Origin of the sequence: Microcoleus sp. S28C3 (assembly GCF_036700785.1) — a bacterium.
GTDB classification, from domain to species: domain Bacteria; phylum Cyanobacteriota; class Cyanobacteriia; order Cyanobacteriales; family Microcoleaceae; genus Microcoleus; species Microcoleus asticus.
Genome location: NZ_JAUBPO010000102.1, coordinates 1 through 26,713 on the forward strand (window position 1 = coordinate 1; position 26,713 = coordinate 26,713).

Genomic DNA, 26,713 nt, shown 5'->3' on the forward strand with positions numbered 1-26,713 from the left:
TCTTCAGAGTAACCTTTATGAGGTTGATAGCAATTTATAAATTGTCTACCGCAACCGACACAAATATAATTCTGTTTACCTTTTTTATGACCATTTTTATTAACATGAGTTGACTGACATTCAGGACATTGCATAAGCTCTGCGTTTTGTGAGGTGTCATTTTTGGGCGCTCGCACTCTCAATTCATCATACCCTAATTCAGCAACGCCTGTTTTTCTATGGGAACTTGCTTTTCTAGAGCCTCTGCGACTATGGGTATAACTGTTGAACGAGCTTTTCTGGTAGTCGCTTACGAGCTTTACTGTATGCCCCGGTATCAGAAGAAGGAGGCTTGACTCCGGCCGCCCTGGGCCACGTACTCATCCGCTTCACGGCTTGACTCAAACTTTTGTCGGGATCGAGTACCTGGGATATCATCGCCCACAAGGTGACTATCGGTGTGTAGATGCTTTGGTAGTAGGTGATCTTCTCATTCGCTAGAAGCTCCTGGACTAACGAATCTGGCAACAGCTTCTCCCAAGGTGAGGCAACGCTCTGCAAAAATTGTTGTTTGAGAATGCACGCACGATTTGGCATAATGGAGAGAGATATTTTGGTTTGTAAGGCAATTATCTATATATATCTTGCCTTACAGATTTTTTTGGGCTCACTTTTTCAGTGCCATTGGAGTAAAGCCCTCACTACTTGCCCGATCGCGGTTATTTTACCGCACTGCTAGATATGAGAGGTTTTTTACAATAAAATAGTGCGATCTAGAACAGGCTTATTTGAGCCTTTCTCGATCGCACTTCCAGATACATTCAGTCAACCGCAGTCGAGAGACAGCAGCAATTAGCCGCCATTTTCGACTAATTAGTAGTCTGAGCTTCCACCAATCTTTGCTTGAGCTCTTCCAGAGCGCTCGCCCAGCGCGGATCTGGCTGCACCGAGCCGGAATCGGCGTTCGGCACCGCTGCTGCTGACTGATTGCGACGCGACTTGTTGTTGTCACCCCGACGGCGATTGCTTTTACTAGGGCCTCCTCCACCTTGGGCAGGGGCAGCATCCCGCTGCTGTGGCACAGGCACAGGCACAGGCTGCGACGCCGACACCAACTGCGGTGACTGCGGCGACGACTGCTGCTGATCTTCTTCGCCTTTCTCAGATTTACCCTTAGAGCGGGGCAGTGCCTTCTCTATTTTCAGCGGGTTTTCTTTGAACATCAAGCCGTTGTATTTCTCAATAACTTGGTCGGCTTGTTCGTCGGTTAGCACCGTCACAAAACCGAATCCTCTGCATTTTCCAGTTTTGCGGTCTGTAATTACCTTTGTGGTAACAGATTCGCCCTCCGGTGCAAAAACTTCTTGCAATTCTTGGCGATCGAGTTCCTTCGGTAGATTGCCAACATAAAGACGAATAGACATGAAAAATTCCTCCAGACTTGGATTTTAATTAATTTGCTCGAACAGAATTCCCTGAAGTCAACTGAATATTGACTTCAGGGAAACACCACATAACCGGAGAATTTGCACATTCCTCCCACCAACCTTGACAGATCCCCCCACCTTTTAGAACAAAAAGATGATTTACTCTGATAAGGCAGGAAATTAACCGCCGATGCAGAGAGCTTTTAAATCTCAGGTTGTTGTGTAAACTTTTAGTCATCACTCAAATGTTGAGGCTATTGGCTATTCTGTATTACTTGCTTCCGGTTTTGATTCAGAATGTTTATAGCCAGGGCCGTGTAGAAATTTATGTCCAAGGATGTGTCAATTGCCAGCGATCGGAATGCCAGTATTCAGTTTAATACAGTGATGGATAAAATAGCTAACATTTTTTCAGCCAGTAATCTTACCTCGTTCCTAATCTCGCTCCTAATGCTGAGAACTACTCACTTACCCGCTATCCCTTAAATCAGGCCCGGCAGAGTCCGAGCATTCTTTAAAGGTATCACAGCCTTGGTAACAGAGCTAGTTATTTAGGAAGATTTCAGTCTGAATTTAACGGAAACCACATCTGAATCACTTTTGAGAATTCATCCCGCACAGCAAAAATAGCTGTCGAAAAAAAACAGCCGACAAGCGGCTGGCTGTACTTGCTGTGTTGGGATGTTGACAATTTTTACGCAATGCCTTAATAGGTTTTAGCCAACTGAAGTTATTGCGCTATTTGGTTCAATCCTGTTTGTGTAAACTAATGTAACAGATTGCTGGGAAAAAAGCAACTTTTCTTTACAAATGAACGAGGAACAAGAGTGTAGGGTGTCCGCCGCGCACCGAGAACATCGGGTAGACTGCGCCACCAGCACCGAGAACATCGCCCATCCGCTGTTTAACTCAAAACCGATCGAGGATGTGCGTTGTTGGCGACTCGCGCAGCAATCCGATCGCTATTCCTCACCTTGGGCCCTGGATAATGATGTATGCGCCCCAAAAAGCAGCAGCAAAAGCCAAAATCGCAGACCAAATCGGATGTCCGCTGTCACTAACTTTCCCTCCTTGACTGCGGAGACTTTCGAGGTCGATCGCCACAGTAGCACCCCGGCGCAGCCAACCAGTCGCCACAACAGATTTTCCGATCAAATCGCTGGGGCGAGTCGCTTTCGGCCATAAAGAGCCAATGTAGCCAAACCTCGAAACATAATGCAACCTCACCAAACCCGTCTCCGTCTGCAAAATCAAATCTTGTCCCAGCCAATTATCTATACCCGATCGACCCAAAAGTTGGCCTTCCAGCCGCACCGGTTCAGCATCCAGTGGCAAACTCTCGGGATTTGACAAAATTTCCGGCAAACTCGGCGAAGCGGTTTCTCGCGGTGTAATGTCCGGGAAGAAATAATTGATCCGCATCAAAGTACCGATGCTAAATCCGATCGGCAAACAGCCCCAAATAATCGATCGATCGCCCCAAAGCCAATCCAACTGCCAGATACTCGTCCTCGAAAAAATCCCTCCAATCAGCCAAAGCACCCCGACTATCGCCAAACTCATTGGAATTCCAAAAAACGGCGCACCCTGTAAAAATAGTTTTGAGTCTTTAAATTCGACTATTGACTTAAACAGAGACAATTTTCCTTTCCTGGGTTGTTCTGGCACTCCCGCGTTTGCCAAATCTAACTCTGTCTCTAGCTTCCAGAATTGAGCATAGAGGGCCAACAACTTCAAACGCTCTCCCAGCAAAGGATGCGCGCTGTTAACCGTCAACCAGTTGCGCTCGCGATTGCTGACATCCCACAGCAAAATCTGTTCCAGCGGCGCGTGTAATGCAGCAGAACCAAGGTTTACAGCTTGTCCAACGCCTACAGGTAACAATAGATCGAAACTTTCTAGGAAAAAGCTAGTTTGTTTTTGCTGTTCGATATTACCAGCAATGCCGATCGCAATTTTACCGAGTGCCCGCGTCAAACCGTTAGGATTGCCCGTAATTTCCGCAGCAGTTCGATCGCTAAAATACACTCTGCGGCGCGACACCCACAACATCGGCCAGCGCAACAACTTATAAATCCCGTAACTAATAGCAGAAATTGCAGCGGCCACAAATTTGACAGCAGAGCGCAAAAACTCGATCGTCATTAAATCGCACAACCGCTCTTGCCAGTGCGCCACCTGCCAATAAATCAAGTAAGGAATCTGAATCACCAGCAGCGCCAGCGACATCGGCGCAAAATCCCAGTGAGAAATATGGCCCAACTCCCGCGCGAAAATAGTAGCAATTTCATCATCGGTCAACTGTTCCAACAGCCCCCGACTCACAGCAATCCGAGCAAAACGGGGCAAACAGCCGTAACTGAAAGCTACAGGAACATTCAGCGGCAAGAGTTTCAATACCGGCACCGGCATATTTTGCTTCGTACAATAACTTCGCAGTACCCGACTAGCTTCCTTGCTGTGCTTCGATAAAACTGACCCGCGCAGGGTTTCGATGCCGCAAAACAGTTTCAGCAGCGCGTCTGTCAGCCAGGGAGACGAGGCCAAAAGCAATCCAAAAACCATCTGAACAAAGGGAGTTGGATCGCGGTAAAAAAGCTGAATCGGCGCGAAAATAGGCAGTCTAGTGAATATGTAAAGCTGAACCAACAGAGAATTAGTGTTTGTCAGCAGGAATTGCAGGACAAACCGGGCTAGAAAAAATAGGGCGATCGCACTTGCAACGGCTTGCACCCGAAACTCCAGCAACTTCAGCGGTTTGAGGGGGCGCGGGCTTTTGGCGCGCCCTGCTTGGCGCCAAGTGAGTTGGTAAGTATCTGCGCTGGCGACTCCGGAGATATCTGTTGGGGAACCGGAACTATTTTCGCCGCTAATTTCTGTATCGGGTGCGGTTTCTGTCGAGTTTTCCGGTTCAGAAGTCTGGCTTGTGGGGGGTGGAGGTGGCGGGGAAATCGGTTGCGATTTGGCGTTTCCAGGCGCGGCAGTCGGCTCTAAAGGTAAAAATCCTGTTTTTTTATCTACGGTCGGTCGATCGCCCTCAATCGATTTTTTCGGCGATTTTTTTCCTGCGTCAAAGGCGACAAAGCCTGTTTCGGGGGGAGTTTCTGCGGATTTTGGTTTATTTGCCGGTGGTTTTGGGGGGGGAGGGGGGGTTAATTCTGTTAAAGCGCGATCGGCCCAAGTTTTGACTTGAGAGTTGGGACTTTTGGCGAGGGAAGAGCACAGGGCGATCGCCTTTTTCACGTTACCGGTTGCTTTGTATGCAGCCACCAAACCCATCTGCGCGCGGATTCCCGACGGCTGATTGGCGGCGGTTTGGGTAACGGATTCTAAAAGGGCGATCGCGGTAGGGTAATCCTGCTGTTTCAAAGCTGCCAGCCCAGCATCTAGAGACTGTTTTGCAGATGAATCCGCCGGATTTGGATTAATGGGAGGTGCCATGACTGTGCTTTCGCTAGCGTCCTTTCTAAGATAGCTTTGCTGGTCGATCGATTACGGTTTTAACACAGCTCTATTTCTCTGTCACCAGTTGTTGCAGTTTCTTCGGCGGTTGAAACCGCTTATAGTCAAACTTTCGGCCATTCCAAGCGGACGATCGTTGCGATCGGGCAGGAGTTTAAACTCCTGCCTCAAAGCTAAAGTCTTCGCTATGAAGACTGAAGATTTATGCTAAATCCGGGTTAAATACTTCCTCGATCTCTTAGTCTATTAGAGAGAAACTAAAGTTTGTGGACACGAGATTTCAATCACCGAGTCCATCTAATTTTAGCTTATAATTAAATTAACACCTCACCCGTACATTTATGCCAATTGACGACGAAGATTTTGAAAGCGAATCTATTAGCGGCGATCGCAAACTCCAACTCTTCACCGACAGACACGAATTTACCCGCCGATTTGCCTTTTATTTAAACGAAGACCCGCCTCCGGAACAAATTTTGTATTTTTTCGGGGCTGGAGGCAACGGCAAGTCCTTGCTGCTCAAACACTTGGAGTTTCACTGCTGTAAAAGATTTGCACCGAATGTGTGGCAACAATGGCGCGAACTCCCAGAATCGCAAGTCGCCGAAGTTGCTAATTCCGTCCGCTATGCAGCAGCTAAAACCTACACTCCCATCCCCGCAGTCAGACACGATTTCGGATTGATACCTATTAAAGAAGATAAACCGCAAGATAGATTTTACGGCTTGCTGATGCTGCGCCGAAATCTGGCAGCAGCCACTAAGAAATATAAATTTAAATTTCCAAATTATGACTTTGCTTGCTTTTGGTATTTGCTGAACAAAGGCGAATCACAGGCAACTCTCAACCAACTTTTCCCCGATGATGTGGCGGAATTGGTGGTACCTATAATTGAAACTTTTGCCGATTTTCCGGTGGTGGCGCAAGCTGTAGCGGTGCTCAAAGGGATAGATAAATTGGGCGGGATTAAGCGGGCGATGAAATTAATTCAAAATCGCTTGGGCGTCAGCGATGAAAAGGCGGAGGAAATTCGCCGTCTAGATATTGATACTGAGTTAACCGACTATTTGCCGAAATTGTTTGCTGGGGATTTGAATGCGACAATGGCTGGCAAAAATAAACCCGATCGCCTCGTGATGCTGTTCGATACTCACGAGAAAATGTGGGATGAAAAACGCAATTCTCAAGGCGCAACTTTTTGGTATCAAGATGAGTGGTTTCGGCGGTTGTTGAGGGCATTGGATTACAAATTGGGGATTGTAGTTGTTGTGGCGGGGCGAGAGTGTCCGGTGACGCAATTGCGGTGGCCGAATGCGTCAAGGTTTCCGATTCCCGCAGATTATATAGATGCACAATTGGTGTGGCATTTGTCGCCGGATGATGCGAGGGATTACTTGCACAAAGTGAAGATTGACAAGGCAGATTTGGCAGATGCTGTAATTAAATATGCCAGCGTCAATCCCGCTGATAATTGGGAGAATTTGCAGGTACATCCGTTTTATTTGGGTTTGTGCGCGGATGCGGTGCTGGCAGAAAGAAGGCGGGGAATTGAGTTGATGTCGTCGGATTTTGCGCGGATTCCGAAGTTGGAAAACAAGACTGCCGAATTAACAGATCGGTTGCTGAGCTATGTCGATCGAGAAGTGCGATCGGCCGTGCATTCGCTGAGTGCTTGCCACGCTTTTGATGAGGATTTGTACGTGAAATTGGGAGCTGGTTGCCACTTCCAGGCAAGCAGTGCAAATTTTGAGATGTTGACGGGTTTTTCCTTTGTGTGGAAATCGCAGAAGCGGGGGGATAACTGGTATCGGATTCACGATTTATTGCGGCGTTTGGATGCCGATCGGGATAATCAGAAAACTCGCAGGGCTCATGAGGTTTTAGAGGGGCATTATCGAGAAGTGGGGAATGCGGCGGAGGCAATTTTTCATGCTAATCGCTTGGATTGGCAGCGGGGTGTAGAAGAATGGAAAGAGGTGTTTGATGAAGCTTTGAGAAAGAGTCGCTATAAGGAATGCGAGGCGCTGCTGGAAGTTAGAGATGAGTTGTGGATTAAAACTGATTATTGGCTTGGTAGAGTTTCGCGATCGGAGGGAAATTACTATGCTTGGTTGGCTCGATATGTAGAGGCAAGACAGGAATATTTAGAGGCAGTTGCAGCCTATAATTCTGCTTTACTTATTGCACCGGATGATATCAATGCTCTCAACAACAAAGGGAATGCGCTGCAAAGTCTGGGTGATTTGCAAGCAAAGCTAAGTGAATTTGAGGCTGCAAAACAGTCTTACTTTGAGGCGATCGCTGCCTATAATTCTGCTTTACTTATTGTACCAGATGATATCGACGTTTTCAAGAACAAAGGGATTGCGCTGAAATGTCTGGGTAAGTTACAGGCAAAGCTAAGTGAATTTGAGGCTGCAAAACTTTCTTACTCAGATGCAATCGCAGCCTATAATGCTGCTTTACTTATTGCACCAGATTATATCAATGCTCTCAACAACAAAGGGAATGCGATGCGAGGTCTCGGTGATTTGCAAGCACGGCTAAGTGAATTTGAGGCGGCAAAACAGTCTTACTTTGATGCGATCGCAGCCTTGAATTCTGCTTTACTTATTGCACCGGATGCTATCTGTGTTCTCAACAACAAAGGGAATGCGCTGCGAGGTCTCGGTGAATTACAAGCACAGCTAAGTGAATTTGAGGCGGCAAAACAGTCTTACTTTGAGGCGATCGCTGCCTGTAATTCTTCTTTACTTATTGCACCGGATGATATCTGTGCTCCCAACAACAAAGGGAAGGCGCTGTTAAGTCTGGGTGATTTGCAAGCAAAGCTAAGTGAATTTGAGGGGGCAAAACAGTCTTACTTTGAGGCAATCGCTGCCTTGAATTCTGTTTTACTTATTGCACCGGATGATATCGGTGTTCTCAACAACAAAGGGATTGCGCTGCGAGGTCTGGGTGAATTGCAAGCACAGCTAAGTGAATTTGAGGCGGCAAAACAGTCTTACTTTGAGGCGAGGGCTGCCTATAATTCTGTGTTACTTATTGCACCGGATGATATCGCTGCTCTCACCAACAAAGGGAATGCGCTGCGATGTCTGGGTGATTTGCAAGAAAAATTATCTGAGAGACAGGAAGCACTCAAAAATTGGCAAGAGGCACTGGAAATGTTCGATCGCTCTTTAGCCATTGCCCCTAATCGCGATCGTCTTCGCAATAGACGCGATGCGCTGCAAAAATATCTCGATAATTTGGGTGACAATACTGTCAGCAGTTACCTCGATCGCAAGGAGTAAAGACGCGGCATTAAGGAGAAAAACCTGTCCAGTTAACTTACACCGAAAGTTCACAGGATTTACGCACTCCGACAAAGAAACCGGGTTTTTGGCCGAATCTGCGAATCACAACCAAGTATTCTCTAAAAAACCCGGTTTCTGGCCGCCCGTCGGTAAGTCTTAAATTTGCTAAAATAGACCCAGAAAATATCAAAATATAAAAAATATGAACGAATCCCAAATACCGCAAATTCCTTGGCTGCCATTAAGCCGAGAAGCCCACAAACTATCAGTTACCGACAGATTAGCTCTAGTCAACGCGATTGTTGAGTCCATCAGACAGGAACTCAGACCCCGCCAACCTCTGCTGGATGATTTTGTGGAACCCGTGACTGGGCTAGCAAAAACTGATGCACCACCCGCAACAGATGACGAATTTGAAATTAGATTGCGGCGCGATCGCAAAGGTGCGGCCAAGCGACTCAGAGGCCTAGCAAAAACCGATACGCCACCTCCAACAGATGCCGAAGTTGCACTCATGTTAGAAGAGCGTTTGGTGGAGAAATACCTAAAATGAAGGTATTAATAGACACCAACATTATCCTCGATAGTTTGCTAGAACGAGAACCGTTTGTAGAAGATGCTGATGCTTTATTTGAGGCGATCGAAAATGAGCAAATTGAGGGATATGTAACGGCAACAACCTTAACAAATATTTTCTATATAGTCAGAAGGCAAACTCGCAGCCTCGATCGCGCTAGGCAAGCTATTGCTGAAACACTAGCATTAATGTATCTGCCGTCGATCGCGACGTTTTGGAAATAGCATTTGTTGCATCTAATTTAACCGATTTTGAAGATGCCGTCCAGTTAGCTTGTGCGCTGTCAGATAACTTGGAGGCGATTGTCACCCGCGATGCAGGAGATTTCGCTGGTGCCACCTTACCAATTCTATCACCTAAAGAGTTATTAAAACGTTTGAGATAAGCTTGTAGGGTGCGTCAGTCTTTAGTTTACTCATAAAAATTAGGGGTTTTCCAACTGACGCACCTTACGAATTGGGCGACACTCCGACACAGAAACCCGGTTTTTGGCAGAATCTACGCATCACAACGAATTATTCAAGGGAAAAACCCGGTTTCTGACCACCCGCGCGTCAGCCCTAAGACTTGATACCTGATGGCGCATAATTCTTGCCCTTTTCCGATTCCAGGTATTGCTTGTAAGCCACTTCATCCCCACCAAAAGAATCGATCGATACCTGTCGTTTCGGCATCGATTTCAGAGGAGCGTCGATCGGGCTATACCGACAGTAACACATCACAATTACATCATAATCGCTCATCGGAGTTGGAATATCAGGCGTATATGTTTGCACCCGTACAACTTCCCAATCGCTGACGCGATAATGAGTATTGTGCGCGTGCTCGTTTGGATCGTGTTCTGACTCCACCCGCACAAATTCTACAGGGCGATATCCCGGTTCAGGAATCGGTTCCTCAGAAGAATCCCAGTTTTCTGCAATGATAAAAGTTAGAGCTTGGCTGTGTTGGAGTTTTCTCTGTCTCCAGCCTTCATCTTCACCTGACTCAGCTTGAAAAACAATGTATTTTTGCATTACTCTTCCTCCTTTTCTTCGAGATAGTTGGGAAATTCTGTTTTCCCTTTGAACACGCAATCAACTTCAAAAATGTACTTATTTTCGATTTCCTCAATGTCGATCAGTTTCCAGCCATACTTCTTTTGCATATCCCGGCATTTCTGCGGGTTGGTGGCGCTATGTCGAGAAATATCCCTATCTGAATCGTAGCGCAGCCACCTATTTGGATCGTTATTTGTCATTATTGATATAGCTCCTGTGTTGGCTCTACAACATTGGAGAAGTCGTCTTGGCTCGGTGTTTGCAGCACTGTGTCAAGGCGCATCTTTAGAGTTGATTTATTTTATGATAATGCCAAATCATGCTTTAATACCCTCTTTATTCCAAGGCTTTCACTGTTGTAGGATTGACGGACTCCGACCAAAGAAACCGGGTTTTTGGCCGAATCTGCGAATCACAACCAAGTATTCTCGTAAAAACCCGGTTTCTAGCCACCCATGCGTCATTCCTCAAAGAAACCGGGTTTTTGGTCGAATCTGTGCCTCACAACGCAGTATTCAAGGGAAAAACCCGGTTTCTGACCACGCGCGTAAGTCCTAAACAGAACTTAACCTTGCAGCTTACCGCCCAGATTGTCTCGGCGGTGTACCCTCAGCCCGCTTCCGACGGATCAGCACGCTCATCACCTGCTTCGGATTCGCCGCACGCTGTACGGGACTCCAATCGCCCACTTCTGCAAATCCCAGCCGGTACAAAGTGAGTATGGTTTCCCTGACACCGTTGGGCGAACCGACAACCGTTAACAGCACCACTTCCTGTTCGCATACTGCTGCTGAGTCGTCATTTGGGCGATCGTCCAAGTTGTCGTCAGGCACGAATTCCTGTGACATAATATGTTCTCCTGGTTTTGGGTTTTCTAGAAAAACCCAAAAACCCAGCCGCCCCGCATTTCAACACATAGCAGGGCGGCTACAGAGAATGTTAAGATTCTCGGAGCCTCCAGACTGCCTTGTACAGTTTGGCGGTTAGCTGTCCATTGCTGCTACCAACAGCTTTGGGCAGTGCAACTAGATTTTTGGGCGACGCGGGCTGCCTCCTCTACAAGCAAGCAACCTCTCAATTCACAGCGTAGCCGCAGAGGGGGCCAGCCGTCAACCGATTTTGGATTTTAGATTTTGGATCTTAGATTTTGGATTTACTCGTTACCAGCGTCAGCGGCTGGAAACCAGTTAGTTGGGCCGAAATGCTAAATTAAAAGTAATGTTGCTTTAGTACAACCATGTCCAAACGACTCACCATTGCCCAAGCACAGCAGCAGCTTCCAAACCTACCCCAAGAACTTATCAATGAGCCTATCATCATCACTCAAGATGGCGTTCCCGTTATGGCTGCAATGAGCTACACGCATTTGACTGAACTGTTAGAAACCTTAGATATTCTCACCGATACAGAATTCGTTACCAAATTGCGTCAAAGCATCACCCAAGCACGCCAAGGCGAAACTATTTCCTGGGAAAATGCCAAAGCAAAATTGGGACTATGAATCACGAAGAAAATGCGATCGAATATGAGATCCAGCTTACGTCACTGGCACTGGAAATGTTGGAGGCAGTCAAAGATCGACGAGAACAGGAAAAATTGCGCGATCGCATCGATCAACTAAAATTTGAACCACAAAAGCAAGGCAAAGCCCTTGTAGATAACCTATCAGGATTTCGCAGCATCCGAGCTGTTGGACAGCGCTATCGTATAGTTTATCAAGTCGAACAAGATCGAGTTCTAGTTGTTGTCGTGGGATTAGGGAGACGTAAAGATGGTGACAAAAAAGACATTTACACCATCTTAGAAAAACTGTTAGAGCCGTGATTGTAACTTCTTATATCCGGCGTATTTAATCCGAATAAATATCATTTGTATGGACACAACAGTGTTGTGTCCTTTGCCTGCGGTAATCTCACTCCTCGCTAACAGCCAAACCCGAAACCACAGGGGCGATCGCATTTAACTTCAACACAGGATGTTCCCCTTCCACCTGGCGGCAATTCCACTCATTTCTAAACAGCAAAACCGGCCTTCCCCAAGTATCTTTCACCGTCACCGTATTAAACAGCCGCCCAACTTTTTCCAGCGCCTCCCAACCGCCGTCAACCCAACGAGCTACACTGTAAGGCAACATATCGATCGTCGTTTCGACATTATATTCTGACTGCATTCTGAACTGCACAACTTCAAATTGCAACTGTCCGACAGCCGCCAAAATTGGCTCGCGTTTCGACTCATCAACCGAGTACATAATTTGCACTGCCCCTTCTTCCTGCAACTCAGAAACGCCTTTGCGGAACTGCTTAAACTTAGAAGGATTGGGATTTCTCAAAAAAGCAAAAAGTTCAGGAGAAAAACAGGGAATCCCTTCATATTCCAGTTTTTGCCCAGTGTAAATAGTATCCCCGATCGCAAATACCCCCGGATTGTTCAAACCGATCACGTCGCCCGGATAAGCAACCTCGATCGACTCGCGATCCTGAGCAAATAACTTTTGAGGCCTTGACAAACGCACCGTTTTACCGCTGCGAGCGTGCGTCACGTTCATGTCCTTTTCAAACTTGCCCGTACAAACCCGAATAAACGCCACGCGATCGCGGTGTCTCGGGTCCATATTCGCTTGCAATTTAAACACAAACCCGGTAAAGTCTTCATAAGTTGGCGGCAAGTCTCCGGCGCTGCTCTTGCGGGCGATCGGCTTCATAGCGTAATCTAAAAACGCATCTAAAAACAGTTCGACCCCAAAATTGCTCATCGCGCTGCCAAAGAAAACTGGCGTCATTTTTCCAGCCCGAACTAAATCTAAATCGAGTTCAGTTCCCAACTCATCCAGCAGTTCTAACTCTTCTTTGAGCTGATAGTAAAGGTCTTGTTCTAACAAATCTTCAATGCGCGGATCGCCCAATTCAATGACGGTATCAACAGCAGCACGAGAACCGTGTTTAGCCCGCTCGAATAAGTGAATTTTGCGCGCCCTGCGATCGAAAACACCTTTAAAGCGATCGCCCGTACCTATCGGCCAGTTTACCGGATAAGTCTGCAATCCCAATTCCTTCTCAATTTCGTCCAACAAATCCAAAGGTTCTCGACTAGGGCGATCGAGCTTATTAAAGAAAGTAAAAATAGGCAAACTTCGCAGCTTACAAACTTCAAATAACTTCCGAGTTTGCGGTTCCAAACCCTTAGCAGCATCCTCCAGCATCACCGCATTGTCAGCCGCCGCCAGAGTGCGATAAGTATCTTCGCTAAAATCTTGGTGTCCCGGAGTATCGAGCAGATTAATGTGATAATTTTGATACTCAAACTGCAAAACAGTAGAAGTAATAGAAATTCCCCGCTGCTGTTCCATCGCCATCCAGTCAGAAGTAGCGTGTCGCTGAGCCCGCCGCGCTTTCACAGAACCTGCTTCGTGAATTGCACCTCCGTAAAGCAGCAGCTTTTCTGTCAAAGTAGTTTTCCCCGCGTCGGGGTGGGAAATAATAGCAAAGTTGCGCCGGCGCTCAACAGCAGTTAGCAGTTCAGTTTCGAGTTCAGTTGTCATTACAAATTAGGTAGGGGAATCATCACCCGATCGCCATTATAGCCTGTGCTACAGTTGCTATTAAAGGTAAAATTATCACTAAAGTCAAGGAAAAGTAATATGTACGACTCTGACAAGCGAAAGCTGCTATCACTGGTGTGCCACGGGGCGATTTTTTTCAGTACCTTAGTGTTCTCGATCGGAGCGCCGATCGCTGTATTGTTAGTATCAGATGACCCCGTTGTCAAAGAAAATGCCACAGAAGCGATCAATTTTCACCTTAATGTATGGCTGTACAGCACCGTGATTGTGGTGTTAACTGTCGTCACTTTTGGTCTTGCTGGCTTTATCCTAGTGCCAATAGGTTATCTTCTGCACTGGGGACTGACAATAATGGCTATCCTCCACGTTTTGCAAAATCCTAACCAACCTTACCGCTACCCTTTTATTTTCCGAATAGTTTAGACAGCAAATCGCACTTCACTATCGATTTCAACAACCCGATTTCTTTAATAAGAAACCGGGTTTTTAATTGTTTTATAACAGAAGGAAGAAGGAAGAAGGAAGAAGGAAGAAGGAAGAGGGAATAAAAAGAAACTATGCCCAATTCCCAATGCTATAAAGGCCCAATGTTATAAAAGCCCAATTCCCAATTCCCAATTCCCGATTCCCAATTCCCAATTCCCAATTCCCAACTTTCATCGAATTTCAGCAACTCTCGCAGCCTCTGCAGGCGGCATAACTGCCTCTTTAGCATTCAACTTTTGATTCAACTCGCGAATCCGGCGCGACAGCAAGCGAATAATATTCACAGCAATTCCCGGCGTTTCATCAATCGCATCGTAGAGCTGCATTTGAGTCAGCATCAAACACTCGGATTGTTCGAGAGTAGAAATAGAAGCCGATCGAGGTTCTGCATCAAACAGCGACATTTCCCCGAAACAAGCCCCCGCTTTCAACTGTGCCAAATCCCGATCGCCTATATGCACTCGCACCGTTCCCGATACCAAAATATAGAGCGATCGACCTTCTTGTCCTTCCGTAAAAATCCTGTGCTTGGAAGGAAACGAAAGTTCATCCATTACCGATGCTAGACGCACGAGAAAATCATCCCGCAGTTCCTTAAAAATCGGAACCTCCCTGACAAACAATAGGCGTTCGACGCTGGTTAACATAATGCGATGCAGTGATTAATTTAAATTTAAACAAAGGAAGAGGAATTGGGCATTGGGAATTGGGCATTGGGCATAGTTTCTTTTTATTTCCTCTTCCCTCTTCCCTCTTCCTTCTTCCTTCTTCCTTCTTCCTTCTTCCTTCTTTACCTTTTTCCCCCAGCACCCAACTCGGCCATCATCTCTTCAACTTGAGCGGATACCAAATTATCGGGATCATTTTGCAGCCTCGGCAACAATTCGACCAAAGCCCGCGGCGAGGCTATTTTCAAATAGGCTAACACTGCTTCGCGGACAAAACCCGTCGGGTGTTGCAGACAGACAAGAGTTTGTTGAGCGGTAAGGCTCCAGCGCGCTTCCCTCGCCAAGTGAAAGCAGCACGCCAAAGCCCAATCTGAAAGGAAGTGGCGCAATTCTAGCAAGCGGCGCAAGCGATCGCTAGGGGCTAGAGGTTTGTAAACCATCAATTCGGAGAGATTGCTCAATTTTTCTCTTTCCGAGTGCTGATCCAACAAATTGATCAGCGATCGCTTCCTAGCTATATCCACAGTATTGTCGAGAATTTCCAATCCCCTAGCAACCAAAGAAGGTTGGCCGGAAGCGAGGTTGAAAGCAGCGGCTTGTACTGTGTCCAGCGGATAAAGAAACTTCATCAGCAAAAAACACCGCTCCTTAGCATCAGCTTCCAACCCCGCCAGAGCCCGCTGCAACAATTGAGCCGTATCGTTCCCAGGTGCTCCGGTGCTGTTGGCATCCCGATCGGAGAAATTGCCGTAGGTTGTTACCCCAGACAAATCTACTAGACCTGCATAAATTTGACCGATAAACATTAACTCCTGTTCGATGAGAGTTTCCAAGCCGCTGCGGCCGATGCGGTCTAGAGCGCCTTCTATCCCCGCTTCCGAAGGCATTTTCAACAGGATGCGGAGGATGTTGCGCCTGGTCGTTCCCCAAGCCGTCATCAAATTGCTGACCAAAATGTCGATCGCCTCCGGAGTCCCAATTTGACCCAGAGCCGTCCAAGCTTGCAACCTGACCAAATCCGACTTGTGGATGTCCTCAGCCAAATACACCAGCAAAGGAATCGCGTCGTTGTGAAGTTTGACTATAGCCTGCAAAGCTGCTTCCCGAGTCGATTTGTAACCGAGTCCGCGCAGCAGCGAAGGATAATATTCTTCCGAATGAGTAGACGAAATCACGTCTAACAGAGCGCAGCGCACTCGCAGAGATTCATCTTGCAACAGATTGGGGATGTGCAGGCGCAGTCCTTGCAAATAATCAGCTTCTCCCAGAGCCCGCGTCCCCATAACACGTTCCCGCTCTTGTTTGTGCGTCAGCATTTGGCGCAGCGTGTTAGTAGCCTCTGCCTTTTGCTGGCGATCGCCCCTTCTCATAATTAAAGCAGCCGCCGTACCCCGCACCACCGGATCGACGGTTGGCTGCAAGTAAGGCCGCAAGCTGTCAATATTCGGTTCAGCTTCCGTCAGCCAGATGTAGCGCAAAGCCAAGGCCAGCACCTCCGGCGGCAAGGATTGCCGCGATAGTGCGCGGACAGATTCTAAATATGCGGGGTTCGGGTGTTGCAGCATCGTTTCCAAGCTCTGGCGCTGCAAACCTGGGGACAGCGAATCGAGGATGGGAGCCAGAACTTCTCCGACATTTTTGGGGTCAATTTGCGTCAGGAGTTCTATGCAAGAGCGCTTTTCATCTTCGCCCCCCGGCTTTTGTAGAGTTTCCACCACTGCGCGCTTCAGAGCTTTGAGGTCAACGTCTGTGACGCCCAAGCGCCCCCGTTCCGCACTTTTGACCAACAAACCCACGTATTGAGAGCGGATCAGCCACACCACAAACACCCACACTAGCGCCAACACCACGATCGCGCCAATAAATATCAAGCTTTGCTGGTCGTGAAATGCCTTTTCGTCTTGGCGGGGGAGTATCTTGTCTGTCACCCACAGCATAATCAGGATGCCAACTCCTGTCACTCCGCAGGACAAAGGTTCGCCCACACCGTTGACCAGAGTTTGAATGCCCGATCGAATATTGTCGGGAATTGGTTGGAATAAAACCGGGCTCACGGTTTCCAGCAGCGTGTAGTGCAGCAGTTCGTCTAAAAATCTCAGCAATATCAGTCCGATGAACACAGATACTAGCTGGCCCAGGGATGCTCCTATGGTCAGCACCCCAAGTATCGCGATACCCGCGGGCAAAATCACCGCCGTCACAAATACACCGATTCTTTCTACCAAGCGACTGGATGCGAACCACTGAGTCGCCACTTGAAACAGGCCTTGTATGCCTTCGTAAATGCCCAGGAAGCTAGCGATCCAGCTAGCTCCGTCCCCCGGGTTTTGGTATTCTAGCTGGCTGTAGAATTGGAAATCTACCAGGACATAGAGGACTTCTGCGAGGACGAAGAAACTGACTAGAGGTACGGCGTATTTTTGCAGCGGGCCTGTAACTTTGCGGGCGGTAAATTCTTGTTGGTCGTCGTCTTCATCGTCATCTGTCCAGTGAGCTGTTTCTGGAAATGCTTGATAGTATTTTTCCGTGAGGTAGTACAGCAACAGCGAGCCTGTCGCCACCATCAACCCCGATATGAGGGTAACGTTTTTTAGTCCGACTACGTGCAGCAAAACAGGCAGAGAAAATCCGCTGACTACTCCAGCCACTAGATAGCCGCTGCTGACTAGGGGATAGGTGCGCTTGATTTCTCTAATATTAAACAGTTGGTTGGAAGTGATGGAAGTGTTAAGGTCGTTCAGGACATAGCAAGCTTCCACCCACAGCCACATCAAAAAAATAGTAATAAAAGCAATGCTTATTCCAGCTATCTTAGTATTTTCGTAGCCGATGCCGAATCGAAACAAAAATAGCGGTACCGACATCATTCCCAGAACCACTACGACGGTGCGCCTCAGCGGCAGGATTTTTTGCAGCCACGAGTAGACAAATCCCAGGCCCGAACCGATAAAGGCGCTGGCTATGTAGATATAAGGCATTTTGTCGGCACCGTACTCGTCTAGGAACAGACCTACCGTGCTCAGTTCCAGCCAGATCAGCCCGACGGAGGTTAGAGTGTAGACGAGGAACATCAGTACGGTTCGCTCTACTTCTTCCGATCGCAGGTTGAGCGAGCGCAGCACTTTTTGTCCTGCTCCCGCCCAAGCGCTGATTTGAAAATTTTCCATGCTTCTCGTGCGTTGATATCCCGATTTGTGGTAGCGTGTCACCGAGTTCCGGCATCCAGCAGAGCGATCGCCAGTCGGTCAATTTTAGATTTTAGAATTTAGATTTTAGATTTTAGATTTACTCCACAGACGAATCTGAAAGAGCGAACTCGGGTCTAAAATTTTTGGCCCTCCACGACAGCAGTCGGAAACTTCTAGCCGTTTTTGGGCGGGGTCATTAGTCTGTTGTCACCAGTCTATTACTATTGACTGATGACTAATGACTATCTATTTATACTTTCTTCGGCGACAGCAGCATCATCATACTGCGTCCTTCTTTTTTCGGGGCTTGCTGCACTTCTGCTATTTCCTGCAAATCTGTGGCCATGCGCTTGAGCAAGTCCTCTGCTAGGTTGCTGTGTTGGATTTCCCGACCTCTGAACATAATCGTGGCTTTTACTTTGTCCCCCGATTTGATAAAGCGGTCTGCTAGTTTGAGGCGCACTTGGTAGTCGTGTTCTTCAATTTTGTAGCGCATCTTCACTTCCTTCACGTCGGCAGTGTGCTGCTTCCGCTTTGCTTCTCGCGCTTTCTTTTCCTGCTCGAATTTGTACTTCCCATAGTCCATTACCCGGCATACGGGCGGGTCAGCTTTGTCGCTGACAAGTACGAGATCCAGTTCTTTTTCCTCTGCCAGGCGCAGCGCTTCTGCGGGTGTCAAGATCCCTAGTTGCGCGCCGTCGGTATCGATCACCCGGATTTTGGGGTATCGAATGTTTTCGTTGATCTGGGGTAGGTTGCGATTTTGTCTTCTTTCAATCACAGGCATGAATGGTTTTACAAGCAGTAGTTTAATAGCGAAGCTTCTTGATAGTTACAGGTTTGAACAGTCCATATTTCACTTGGACGATCGAACTGTTTTGTAAGGTTTTACCCTTAGCGGACGTACTACCGCGCCCTGTGTCCCCTCCGCTAAAGCGTTGGGGAATATTTGGACGATCGTAAATGAATTCTTACAATACTTGCTATTCTACTCAGTCTGGCTGAGTTTCTGTCTAGTTTTATTTTAACTTCACACACGACGATCGCCCGCCCGCTTGCCCGATTGATGACAAAACGGTCAAAAATTCAGGGTAAAAGGTTAATGATGAGGTAAAACGGCTTTTTTACCCCATCTCGCCCGGTCTGGCCACTCCCCCAAGTCGCCGGATTTGCCTTGTAGAATAGGTATAAGCAAGTGTAAATTTATGTTGCGAGCTGAGGCAAAATTGGCAAATTCTCTGCTGTGGCACCAACGGGTGGGAACTCAACGAGACTGGATGTGGCGGGGTTGGCAAACTCGCTACACTTATTTGCGGCCTGCTTTGGGGCGAAATCAAGACGCGATCGAATCTCAAGATTCTGCGGGCGGGGGAATTGCCCCGCGCGCCTCGGGAACGCCGATTATTTTACTGCACGGGTTTGGAGCTTCGATCGGTCACTGGCGACAAAATCTCGCCCAACTCGCCGAAAACCAAACGGTTTACGCCTTGGATTTGTTGGGCTTTGGCGCTTCGCAAAAAGCTCCGATCGACTACTCTGTGTCTTTGTGGGTCGATCAAGTTTATGATTTTTGGCTGACTTTTATCAGAGAGCCGGTTGTCTTGGCAGGAAACTCGATCGGCTCGCTGATTTGTTTGGCCGCAGCGGCGGCTCACCCGGACATGGTGGCCGGCACGGTGATGATTAGCCTCCCAGACCCCTCTGTGCGAGCCGAGGCGGTGCCTGGATGGCTGCTCCCGGCGATCGAAGCTGTGGAAAGTTTGTTTGTTTCTCCGCTCTTGCTCAGGCCTTTGTTTTATTTTGCCCGCAAGCCATCCTTTGTCCGCCGCTGGGTTGGCTTTGCCTACTCCAACCCCGAAGCTGTTACCGACGAATTAGTGGAAATTCTAGCAGGGCCTGCGGGCGATCGGGGAGCAGCCCGCGCCTTCTGCGCTTTATTTAAAGCTGTAGGCAGTTCACAATTTTGCCCCAGTGTCAAGACTGTAATGCGAAATTTAAGAATCCCGATGCTGTTAATTTGGGGCAAACAAGACCGGATGATTCCCCCTCGGTTTGCCCGACCCCACCAATTTGTCGAATGCAATCCCAATTATGTAGAGCTAGTTGAATTAGATAATGCGGGCCACTGTCCCCAGGATGAATGCCCGGAACAAGTAAATGAAGCAATTTTGAACTGGATGAGCGGGAATTTTGCACCTATGGGCGAGAGCGAATTGCAGCGATGTTGATTAGACAGGGGGCGGTGCGTTCCTAACGGACAAAAATAACTTGCGAGTATCTATCCCGCTCAAAAATCAAGTGGTTAGAACTCGATCGCACTCGGTGGTATGGTATAGCAGATGTTGAAGGAATAAGGAAGACCGAAGTTGCAATCGACCTTTTATGTTTGAGCAATTAAGAACGTCCTAACCGTCAGGTATGGTTGCTATATTAAAAAACTTCCCTCACTGGAGAGTCAGTAGATTTGAGATTGACTTTAGGGCCGCTCATGGAGGATTGAACTAACCTCAACAACCTTTTTGCTTGAGGCAAATCCTTTGGGAAAGCAAGTTTCCGTCTTTCTGTGAGGTCATTTATCTACTTTATTTTAGGGTCGCTTTTTTCATAAATTCAGAGATTGACACAATCGCCAAGATAGTGTATCTTCTCTAACTGGTAGTATATATATAAGCCATGCAGTTAGTCGAAAGGCAGATCGTCAAACCAAAAGACAGGTTTTATCCAGAAGCCGATCTATTGTTTTTGCTGTCCAAAAAACTTTACAACTGCGATAACTATATCTACCGTCAAAACTTTTTCCCCCCTCAATCAACCAAAGCTCTGCCTGTCCATCGTGCACTCAAAAAGAGTGTTAATGACAAAGCATTGCCCGCCAAAGTAAGACACAACACTCTCCGGTTACTGCTGACAGCATCGACTAGCTATCATAGTTTCACCTTGGCGGGCGTAGTCGCGATCGCCCAACGAAGTTTCAAGCAGCACCGAAAATCCCTGACTCTAAAAATTCAAGAAAAAAAGAGAGAAGGGGCGCTATGTAGTTGTACTTGACTGTCAAAGTCTCAGCAACAAGGCTTGTCCAAAAAGATATGCCAGTTGGTCTGGGACTAAATTTGACTGCCCTCAAAAGTCGAATTAATCTTGGAAATCCGGATTGTTCCCGAGATAGGTTGTTAAGTTGTTGGGGTGCTTTATGAAAAGTTAGAATAAAACGCAAATGTAAAGCGGATTATAACCCTTGCCGTAACGAGCTTCGCCAATATTAAAGAGCTATGAAACCCCTCCCTGGAAAATCCGTAAAATTCTACCTTCTAACTTGTACCTTCTAGCTTCAAGAGACGCCTTGTTTCTTCTTCCTAAAATAAATACCTTCCCTTGTACCAGCAATCTTTCAGTCACCTTATAACCGATCGCCCCCAAGTATACGGGAAAGTTCAAAAATGCCAGATTCTGGTGGCATTTCGGAGCCTGTTAACGCATAAAAAAGTCAATTTAGCCAACAACTGACGGCCTATCGCCCCCGGTCTGCTGGCGGCTAAATGCTGAAAGCCGATCGAACAAGCAGCGCCCTACCAGCTTTTGGCAGTAACGCAAACGAGGAAAAAACTGTCGTGAAATTCCACTGGCTACTACCGAGTTTCTTAAGTGTATTTTTGCTCGCCGGGGCCGCCGAAGCAGCTAGACTGCAATCTTGGCGGTTTGATGCTTCAGAGAACCGGCTCTACATTACAACAGACGGGGGAGTACAACCCAAGGCTCAACTGATTTTCAACCCGACGCGGTTGGTGATTGACTTACCGGGGACGAGTCTGGGCCGTCCCTCGGTCAGCAAACCGCTCTCAGGGGCGATCGAATCGGTGCGGGTAGGGCAGTTTGACAACGATACGACCAGAATTGTGGTCGAGATCAGAGACGGTTTTACTCTAAACCCCGAGCAAGTAAAATTCCGGGGGATTTCTGCGAGCGAGTGGACAGTGGATTTGCCAACGCCGGTGCGGGGAGGAGATCGAAACCCGATTTCAGAGCCTGGGGGAGAAAGGTTATCGGTTCAACCTTCAGCACCCCAAGCCCAGTCGGCCGAGGCGACTGTAGTTCAGAACGTTCAGGTGACGGCGGACGGTTTTTTAGTCGGCACTGCGGGTGGCAGCCCCCAAATTAATTTTCAACAAAGTCGGGCCGGGGACATCGCCACCCTCGATATTGAAGGAGCTACTTTAGCTCCGGGCCTGAGCAGCCAACAGCCTCAAACGAACGGCAAGCACGGGGTTGACAAGATTGAAGTGCGGCAACTGCCAACAGACCCGCCCGTTACCCGCGTGACTTTGCGGATGAAGAGTCCTAATACTCAGTGGCAGGCGTCTGTGAGCAATTTGGGCGGGGTTGTGCTATTGCCTGCAAGTGCAAGACAGCCCTCGGTTTCCCGTCGCCTGACTGTAGATCCTCCAGCAAGACAAGCTCAAGGAAATTTAGCGAGAGTTCAGTCAATTGATTTAGCTAGTAACGGCACGCAACTGGTGGTGAGAACTGACCGCCAAGTCTCCTATACCAGCGGGTGGGACCAGGGGTCAAGAGCTTACTGGATCAGGATCGCTTCTAGTTCTCTGGCGGGGCAAATTCCTCAGCTCGATGGCAACAGTCCTGTATCGTTTACTGCCAGCCAAGAAGATGCGGAGACTGTTGTGATCTGGGTGCAGCCGCGATCGGGGGTAGAGGTAGGCAGGGTGACGAGGCCGAGTCCGCAGTTGCTGTCTTTGCAGTTGCGATCGAATGCTAGCGCGCAGCAGCCTTTGACTCGCACTCCCAGCCCCCAGCCTTTGCCGAGAAGGACTTTCGGAACGGGCGATTTGCCGCAAGCTTCTAATCGCCGCGCCGTGGTAGCGATCGATCCGGGTCACGGTGGCCGCGATCCCGGGGCAGTCGGGATTCAGGGCATTCAGGAGAAGGAGATTGTTTTGGATATCTCTTTTCAGGTGGCGAGGCTGCTGGAACAGCAGGGGGTGCAGGCGGTGATGACTCGGACTGACGACAGCGAAATCGACCTAGAACCGAGAGTTTCTTTGGCGGAACGGGTGAATGCTACTTTGTTTGTCAGCATTCACGCTAATTCCATTAATATGAGTCGGCCGGATATTAGCGGGATTGAGACTTATTATTTCGAGAACGGGCAAGATTTGGCCCGGGTGATTCACGGCAGTATTTTGCAGGGGACGGGGGCGACTGACCGCCGGGTGCGGCAGGCGAGATTTTATGTTTTGAGGAAGACTTCTATGCCTTCTGTTTTGGTGGAGGTGGGTTTTGTAACGGGTGCTGAGGATGCTGCCAGGCTTTCTGATCCAGCTTACCGCAGTCAAATGGCGGCTTCGATCGCTCGCGGCATTTTACTTTATCTTCAACAAAGATAATATATTGCCGGAGGGATTCGGGATTGGTAATTGGTAATTGGTAATTTTCCCTAATGACTGATGGCTGATGACTGATGGCTGATGCCTGCTGACTATTGACAACCGACTATTGAAAATTAACAAATGACAACAGACTCTGGACAACAAAGAATCGGTATTTTTGACAGCGGCGTGGGCGGTTTGACTGTTTTGACCCAGTTGTACCGACAATTGCCCAACGAATCGATACTTTATTTTGGAGATACGGCGAGGCTGCCTTACGGCACTCGTGCGGCGTCGGAAATTGTGCAGTTTGTCCGCGAAATTATGGCCTGGCTGGTGGAACAGGATGTGAAAATGGTGATTATGGCCTGCAACACCAGTTCTGCTTTGGCGATGGAGATGGTGCAGGCTGAGTTTGATATTCCGGTGCTGGGAGTAATTCTGCCGGGGGCGCAGGCTGCGGTGCAACAAGGAAAGCGGATCGGAGTCATCGCAACTCCTGCTACGGCTGCTAGCAATGCTTATCGAAATGCGATTTTGGAGATGGACGATTCTTGCCTGGTGTGGCAGGTTAGCTGTCCGGCTTTTGTGCCGCTGGTGGAGCAAAACCGGATTTACGACCCTTACACTTGTGAGGTGGCTCGGGAATATTTGGCTCCTTTGATTCAGCAGCGCATCGATACGCTGATTTACGGCTGCACTCATTATCCGCTGTTGGCTCCTGTGCTGCGCTCGCTTTTGCCTGCAGGGGTGACATTGATCGATCCTGCGGTGCGGGTGGTGGCTGCTGCTGCCAGAGAGTTGGAGCTTTTAGGGCTGCGGAATGCTGGTACTGCGCTGCCAACTCGTTTTTGCGTGAGCGGTCCTCCGCAGCAGTTTGCGGAGTTGTCGGTGCAGTGGCTCGGTTGTACTCCTGCTGTTGAGAAAATATCCCTGCCGACAGTTGTACGATCGCCCGTATCGCTGGAATCTGGCGAATAAGCCGGAAAATTTATAGGTTAATCTAACCCCCCAAAACTCAGGTAAAGCTGGTTCTGGGGGGTTTAATTATTGCGATGTAACCTAGCAATTACACATCAATAGGTAATATTATTGAACAAAAGCTTTGATGAACAATGCAAATAATGTCCTATACGTGCTGGATCTCTTCAGCCTTGAACCATGTCACCCTATGTATCGCAAGCAGTTTTACTTGTAGACGGCTATAACATAATTGGACTTTGGCCTCGACTCCGAGAGAAGCGCGATCGCGATGAACTCGAAACAGCTCGCCGCGAGTTAATAGAGGTTTTAGTTAACTACAGCGCTGTTCAAGATTTTGAGGCTCGGCTGGTGTTTGATGCCCACTATCGAGATACTCCCAGCGTTAAAGAAATTATTACTAAAAATTTATCGGTGCACTACACTGACTTCGGTCAGACGGCAGATACTTATATTGAAAAATCTTGTGCAAGTTTGCGCTACGAGTTGCGATCGGTCAAAGGCAAAGGCCGCATGATTGTCGCCACCTCAGACCGAGCGCAGCAATTGACTGTAGTCGGCTACGGTGCCGAATGGATGTCCGCCGAACAACTAGCGGCTGATGTAGAATCCACCGCCCGCCGCAGCGAGCGCCAGCACAAATCCCGCAAACACAATTCCAGTCGCTTTCTGGCAAGTTCCCTCGATCCAGAATCCCAGAAGCGCCTCGCCAAGTTGAGAATGGGACTGCATTAGCTGCTGAAACCCGCTTGCTGTATAACAAAAAAAAAGTTTATCAAAGGCCTTGCCAAATCTAGTAAGTTCAGCTATTGTTAGTAAATGTGGGTAACAAAAACCCCCAATCCTCGGTAGCTCAGTGGCAGAGCGGTCGGCTGTAATGAATGCAAGCCTTTGGAATCAACCAAAAGCCCTAGTGACATAGCAGCTCTATCCGGTAACGGATACTGAAAAATCGGGTGAATTCAAGGAAACCGCAGCACTTCGGGTGGCGGCAATCTTGAGCCAAGTCTGGCGAAAGGCAGCGGTTGCGATCGCAAGTAGCCGGAAAGGTGCAGAGACTAGAGATGAGGAGCCTAACCAATAAATCTCATAGCGCCCGACATCCGACGACAGATCACAAACATGATTTGTAGGGATGATGAAATAGTCCGCCCCCTTCGGAAACGTTGGGATAAGTGTAACCGATTGGTCGTAGGTTCAAATCCTACCCGGGGAGTTAGTAAAAGTCTGAAGTTGGAATTTTCCAGCTTCAGATTTTTTGTTTTTATTTTCAGATATGTTTTTCTATAATGTAAATGCAAACACTTTACCTGTATCATTAGCTATCGCGACATCATCACCATAGAGCCGGATAAGCGTGGTGGCAAGCCCTGTATTCGTCGGATGCGGATTACGGTTTACGACGTTCTTGGCTGGCTGGCTTCTGGAATGTCTATGACTGAGATTATTGACGACTTCCCAGAACTGACAGAAACAGACATTAGAGCCTGTCTAGAGTTTGTGGCAGATCTCGATCATCGTTGAGTTGCTTCGGTGAGTGCCGCTTGAAACTACTAGATGATCGCAAAACTCACTCATCACCTGAAAACTGCGAACCAGAGGACTGCTGGGCGAGCGCAAAACTGACAGATATCACCGAAACTACGTGCCTCAACCATCGGTGAAATGTAGCCCAACCGAACAATTGAGCGGCTGCAAACAACCTTTACAACACCACCAATATCTATCGGCAGTCAGCTCAGACCGGGTTGTTAGCTAGCTTCGCCACCAACGGATTTATTTGCAATCGAATTTTTTTTGTATTATCTGTGAATCTTCTCAAGTTCAAATTCTAGTCGAATCAGTTCTTTTTGATAATTCTTAATAGCTTGATCTACCAAATAGTTTCTATTACTTCTTTCCCAGGTTTCTAGCCCTTTCTCAGAAAAAGGCAAGACGATGTTGTGTGCAAAAGCCATCACGCCTTGAAAGCGTTGACTCAAATCACTACATTCAGTTGGGGCTGAACCGATACGATCCACCTGAAGATATAACTTTTCTATCTCTGGATATAGTTGTGACATACGATCTAGATAATTAGCTTCAATTAGCTGCTTCCGATTGAACATATCTGTGAATTCGATCGTTTTATCAACAATAAGTTTTGTGTTACTCAAGATGCAATTCATAGAATTTAGATAGGCTTCCTTCGTTACTTTAAACGAATCAAAAATAGCCGCAAGCTCTCCATAGCTTTTGTTCCAGTCAATAACAATTTCATCATCAATCTGTTCACCATCTAGCTTTGTAGGTGAAAATTTGGGAGATAATTTTTTACTAATCCACTCAGTTCTACAAATCCAGGTTGCAGAACTCACATCATCTAGAGAAAGATACAAGAATAGCCAAATTACTTGAGCTTCTTTTCCTTCCCAGAGTTGTTTTACCTCGTTGTTTTTATAATATTCTCTAGATTTTAGTTCAGCAGTAATTTTTCTGGCAATTTCTATCATATCGGGTTTTGCATATTCCTTGCCTGGGGGGGTAACAACCAGCCCCAAACCCATACTTTGTAAGGATTGAGCCAATGTGTGCTAAAAAAAGATAGTATCGGCTCAATAAGTAGGGGTAGCAGTTATTCTAGTTGCCAAGACAAGCCCAAGGGATGAAGAGAAGATTTTTCG

At 47.7% G+C, this 26,713-nt stretch carries 26 protein-coding genes; 13 read left to right on the forward strand and 13 right to left on the reverse strand.

Annotated features, from left to right (window positions below; all coding sequences use genetic code 11):
* The 4 genes from QUA13_RS25180 to QUA13_RS25195 all read right to left on the reverse strand — a co-directional run.
* On the reverse strand, positions 1-134 hold a 134-nt coding region (locus QUA13_RS25180; RefSeq protein ID WP_445242746.1), incomplete at its 3' end, for an IS1/IS1595 family N-terminal zinc-binding domain-containing protein.
* Between the two features lie 115 nt (positions 135-249).
* Entirely contained in the window at positions 250-576 is a 327-nt protein-coding gene (locus tag QUA13_RS25185) for a hypothetical protein (protein WP_333202973.1), read from the reverse strand.
* A 272-nt stretch (positions 577-848) separates the two neighbouring features.
* Positions 849-1,403 (reverse strand): RNA-binding protein, encoded by a 555-nt coding sequence (locus tag QUA13_RS25190; protein WP_333187987.1) that lies wholly within the window; start codon positions 1,401-1,403, stop codon positions 849-851.
* A gap of 972 nt (positions 1,404-2,375) precedes the next feature.
* On the reverse strand, positions 2,376-4,847 hold the full coding sequence (locus QUA13_RS25195; RefSeq protein WP_333202975.1) for a zinc metalloprotease HtpX: 2,472 nt from the start codon (positions 4,845-4,847) through the stop codon (positions 2,376-2,378).
* A 362-nt stretch (positions 4,848-5,209) separates the two neighbouring features.
* On the opposite strand from QUA13_RS25195, the gene QUA13_RS25200 reads away from it, so the two are divergent.
* The 4 genes from QUA13_RS25200 to QUA13_RS25215 all read left to right on the forward strand — a co-directional run bounded on the left by QUA13_RS25200 (position 5,210) and on the right by QUA13_RS25215 (position 9,129).
* Positions 5,210-8,164, forward strand: a complete 2,955-nt coding sequence (locus tag QUA13_RS25200; protein WP_333202977.1) for a hypothetical protein — start codon at positions 5,210-5,212, stop codon at positions 8,162-8,164.
* Between the two features lie 205 nt (positions 8,165-8,369).
* The gene (locus tag QUA13_RS25205) at positions 8,370-8,720 is read left to right on the forward strand and encodes a hypothetical protein (protein ID WP_333202980.1); all 351 of its coding nucleotides are present in this window, start codon (positions 8,370-8,372) and stop codon (positions 8,718-8,720) included.
* Positions 8,717-8,968, forward strand: coding sequence for a PIN domain-containing protein (locus tag QUA13_RS25210; protein WP_333202982.1), 252 nt, complete (start codon positions 8,717-8,719; stop codon positions 8,966-8,968). Before QUA13_RS25205 ends, QUA13_RS25210 begins: the two co-directional genes overlap by 4 nt.
* Complete coding sequence (locus QUA13_RS25215; RefSeq protein ID WP_333202984.1) at positions 8,959-9,129, forward strand: hypothetical protein; 171 nt, start codon at positions 8,959-8,961, stop codon at positions 9,127-9,129. Before QUA13_RS25210 ends, QUA13_RS25215 begins: the two co-directional genes overlap by 10 nt.
* 175 nt (positions 9,130-9,304) lie before the next feature.
* Here QUA13_RS25215 and QUA13_RS25220 read toward each other — a convergent pair whose 3' ends face one another.
* The 3 genes from QUA13_RS25220 to QUA13_RS25230 all read right to left on the reverse strand — a co-directional run bounded on the left by QUA13_RS25220 (position 9,305) and on the right by QUA13_RS25230 (position 10,632).
* Positions 9,305-9,760 carry a hypothetical protein gene (locus tag QUA13_RS25220; protein ID WP_333202986.1) on the reverse strand — a complete coding sequence of 152 codons (456 nt, stop codon included), beginning with the start codon at positions 9,758-9,760 and terminating at the stop codon, positions 9,305-9,307.
* A complete protein-coding gene (locus tag QUA13_RS25225) occupies positions 9,760-9,984 on the reverse strand; it encodes a hypothetical protein (RefSeq protein ID WP_333026237.1) in 225 nt (74 codons plus the stop codon). Before QUA13_RS25225 ends, QUA13_RS25220 begins: the two co-directional genes overlap by 1 nt.
* A 378-nt stretch (positions 9,985-10,362) precedes the next feature.
* Positions 10,363-10,632, reverse strand: a complete 270-nt coding sequence (locus QUA13_RS25230; RefSeq protein ID WP_333202988.1) for a hypothetical protein — start codon at positions 10,630-10,632, stop codon at positions 10,363-10,365.
* Between the two features lie 389 nt (positions 10,633-11,021).
* On the opposite strand from QUA13_RS25230, the gene QUA13_RS25235 reads away from it, so the two are divergent.
* Positions 11,022-11,285 (forward strand): prevent-host-death protein, encoded by a 264-nt coding sequence (locus QUA13_RS25235; protein ID WP_333202989.1) that lies wholly within the window; start codon positions 11,022-11,024, stop codon positions 11,283-11,285.
* The gene (locus QUA13_RS25240; protein ID WP_333202991.1) at positions 11,282-11,608 is read left to right on the forward strand and encodes a type II toxin-antitoxin system RelE/ParE family toxin; all 327 of its coding nucleotides are present in this window, start codon (positions 11,282-11,284) and stop codon (positions 11,606-11,608) included. Before QUA13_RS25235 ends, QUA13_RS25240 begins: the two co-directional genes overlap by 4 nt.
* 88 nt (positions 11,609-11,696) lie before the next feature.
* Here QUA13_RS25240 and prfC read toward each other — a convergent pair whose 3' ends face one another.
* Positions 11,697-13,325 carry a peptide chain release factor 3 gene (prfC, locus tag QUA13_RS25245; protein WP_333202993.1) on the reverse strand — a complete coding sequence of 543 codons (1,629 nt, stop codon included), beginning with the start codon at positions 13,323-13,325 and terminating at the stop codon, positions 11,697-11,699.
* 99 nt (positions 13,326-13,424) lie between these two features.
* Here prfC and QUA13_RS25250 point away from each other — a divergent pair, with 99 nt between their 5' ends.
* Positions 13,425-13,769: a DUF4870 domain-containing protein gene (locus QUA13_RS25250; protein WP_333202994.1), complete on the forward strand. Its 345-nt coding sequence runs from the start codon at positions 13,425-13,427 to the stop codon at positions 13,767-13,769.
* Between the two features lie 233 nt (positions 13,770-14,002).
* Here the strand turns inward: QUA13_RS25250 and QUA13_RS25255 are convergent, their stop codons facing one another.
* The 3 genes from QUA13_RS25255 to infC all read right to left on the reverse strand — a co-directional run bounded on the left by QUA13_RS25255 (position 14,003) and on the right by infC (position 18,475).
* The gene (locus QUA13_RS25255; protein WP_172191741.1) at positions 14,003-14,479 is read right to left on the reverse strand and encodes a Crp/Fnr family transcriptional regulator; all 477 of its coding nucleotides are present in this window, start codon (positions 14,477-14,479) and stop codon (positions 14,003-14,005) included.
* Positions 14,480-14,622: 143 nt separating this feature from the next.
* Complete coding sequence (locus QUA13_RS25260) at positions 14,623-17,667, reverse strand: HEAT repeat domain-containing protein (protein ID WP_333202996.1); 3,045 nt, start codon at positions 17,665-17,667, stop codon at positions 14,623-14,625.
* A 271-nt stretch (positions 17,668-17,938) separates the two neighbouring features.
* The gene (infC, locus tag QUA13_RS25265) at positions 17,939-18,475 is read right to left on the reverse strand and encodes a translation initiation factor IF-3 (RefSeq protein ID WP_006635262.1); all 537 of its coding nucleotides are present in this window, start codon (positions 18,473-18,475) and stop codon (positions 17,939-17,941) included.
* A 418-nt stretch (positions 18,476-18,893) separates the two neighbouring features.
* Between infC and QUA13_RS25270 the strand changes: the two genes are divergently transcribed.
* Positions 18,894-19,916: an alpha/beta fold hydrolase gene (locus QUA13_RS25270; protein ID WP_333202998.1), complete on the forward strand. Its 1,023-nt coding sequence runs from the start codon at positions 18,894-18,896 to the stop codon at positions 19,914-19,916.
* A 445-nt stretch (positions 19,917-20,361) separates the two neighbouring features.
* On the forward strand, positions 20,362-20,736 hold the full coding sequence (locus QUA13_RS25275; protein WP_333203000.1) for a hypothetical protein: 375 nt from the start codon (positions 20,362-20,364) through the stop codon (positions 20,734-20,736).
* 219 nt (positions 20,737-20,955) lie between these two features.
* Here QUA13_RS25275 and QUA13_RS25280 read toward each other — a convergent pair whose 3' ends face one another.
* Positions 20,956-21,123: a hypothetical protein gene (locus QUA13_RS25280; RefSeq protein ID WP_333203002.1), complete on the reverse strand. Its 168-nt coding sequence runs from the start codon at positions 21,121-21,123 to the stop codon at positions 20,956-20,958.
* A 101-nt stretch (positions 21,124-21,224) separates the two neighbouring features.
* On the opposite strand from QUA13_RS25280, the gene QUA13_RS25285 reads away from it, so the two are divergent.
* The 4 genes from QUA13_RS25285 to QUA13_RS25300 all read left to right on the forward strand — a co-directional run bounded on the left by QUA13_RS25285 (position 21,225) and on the right by QUA13_RS25300 (position 25,574).
* A complete protein-coding gene (locus QUA13_RS25285) occupies positions 21,225-23,087 on the forward strand; it encodes an N-acetylmuramoyl-L-alanine amidase (protein ID WP_333203004.1) in 1,863 nt (620 codons plus the stop codon).
* Positions 23,088-23,210: 123 nt separating this feature from the next.
* On the forward strand, positions 23,211-24,050 hold the full coding sequence (murI, locus tag QUA13_RS25290; protein WP_333203006.1) for a glutamate racemase: 840 nt from the start codon (positions 23,211-23,213) through the stop codon (positions 24,048-24,050).
* A 180-nt stretch (positions 24,051-24,230) separates the two neighbouring features.
* On the forward strand, positions 24,231-24,785 hold the full coding sequence (locus tag QUA13_RS25295) for an NYN domain-containing protein (protein WP_172191751.1): 555 nt from the start codon (positions 24,231-24,233) through the stop codon (positions 24,783-24,785).
* 582 nt (positions 24,786-25,367) lie between these two features.
* On the forward strand, positions 25,368-25,574 hold the full coding sequence (locus QUA13_RS25300; protein WP_333203010.1) for a DUF433 domain-containing protein: 207 nt from the start codon (positions 25,368-25,370) through the stop codon (positions 25,572-25,574).
* Between the two features lie 278 nt (positions 25,575-25,852).
* On the opposite strand, the gene QUA13_RS25305 is transcribed toward QUA13_RS25300, so the two are convergent.
* On the reverse strand, positions 25,853-26,617 hold the full coding sequence (locus QUA13_RS25305) for a hypothetical protein (protein WP_333203008.1): 765 nt from the start codon (positions 26,615-26,617) through the stop codon (positions 25,853-25,855).
* Between the last annotated feature and the right edge of the window lie 96 nt (positions 26,618-26,713).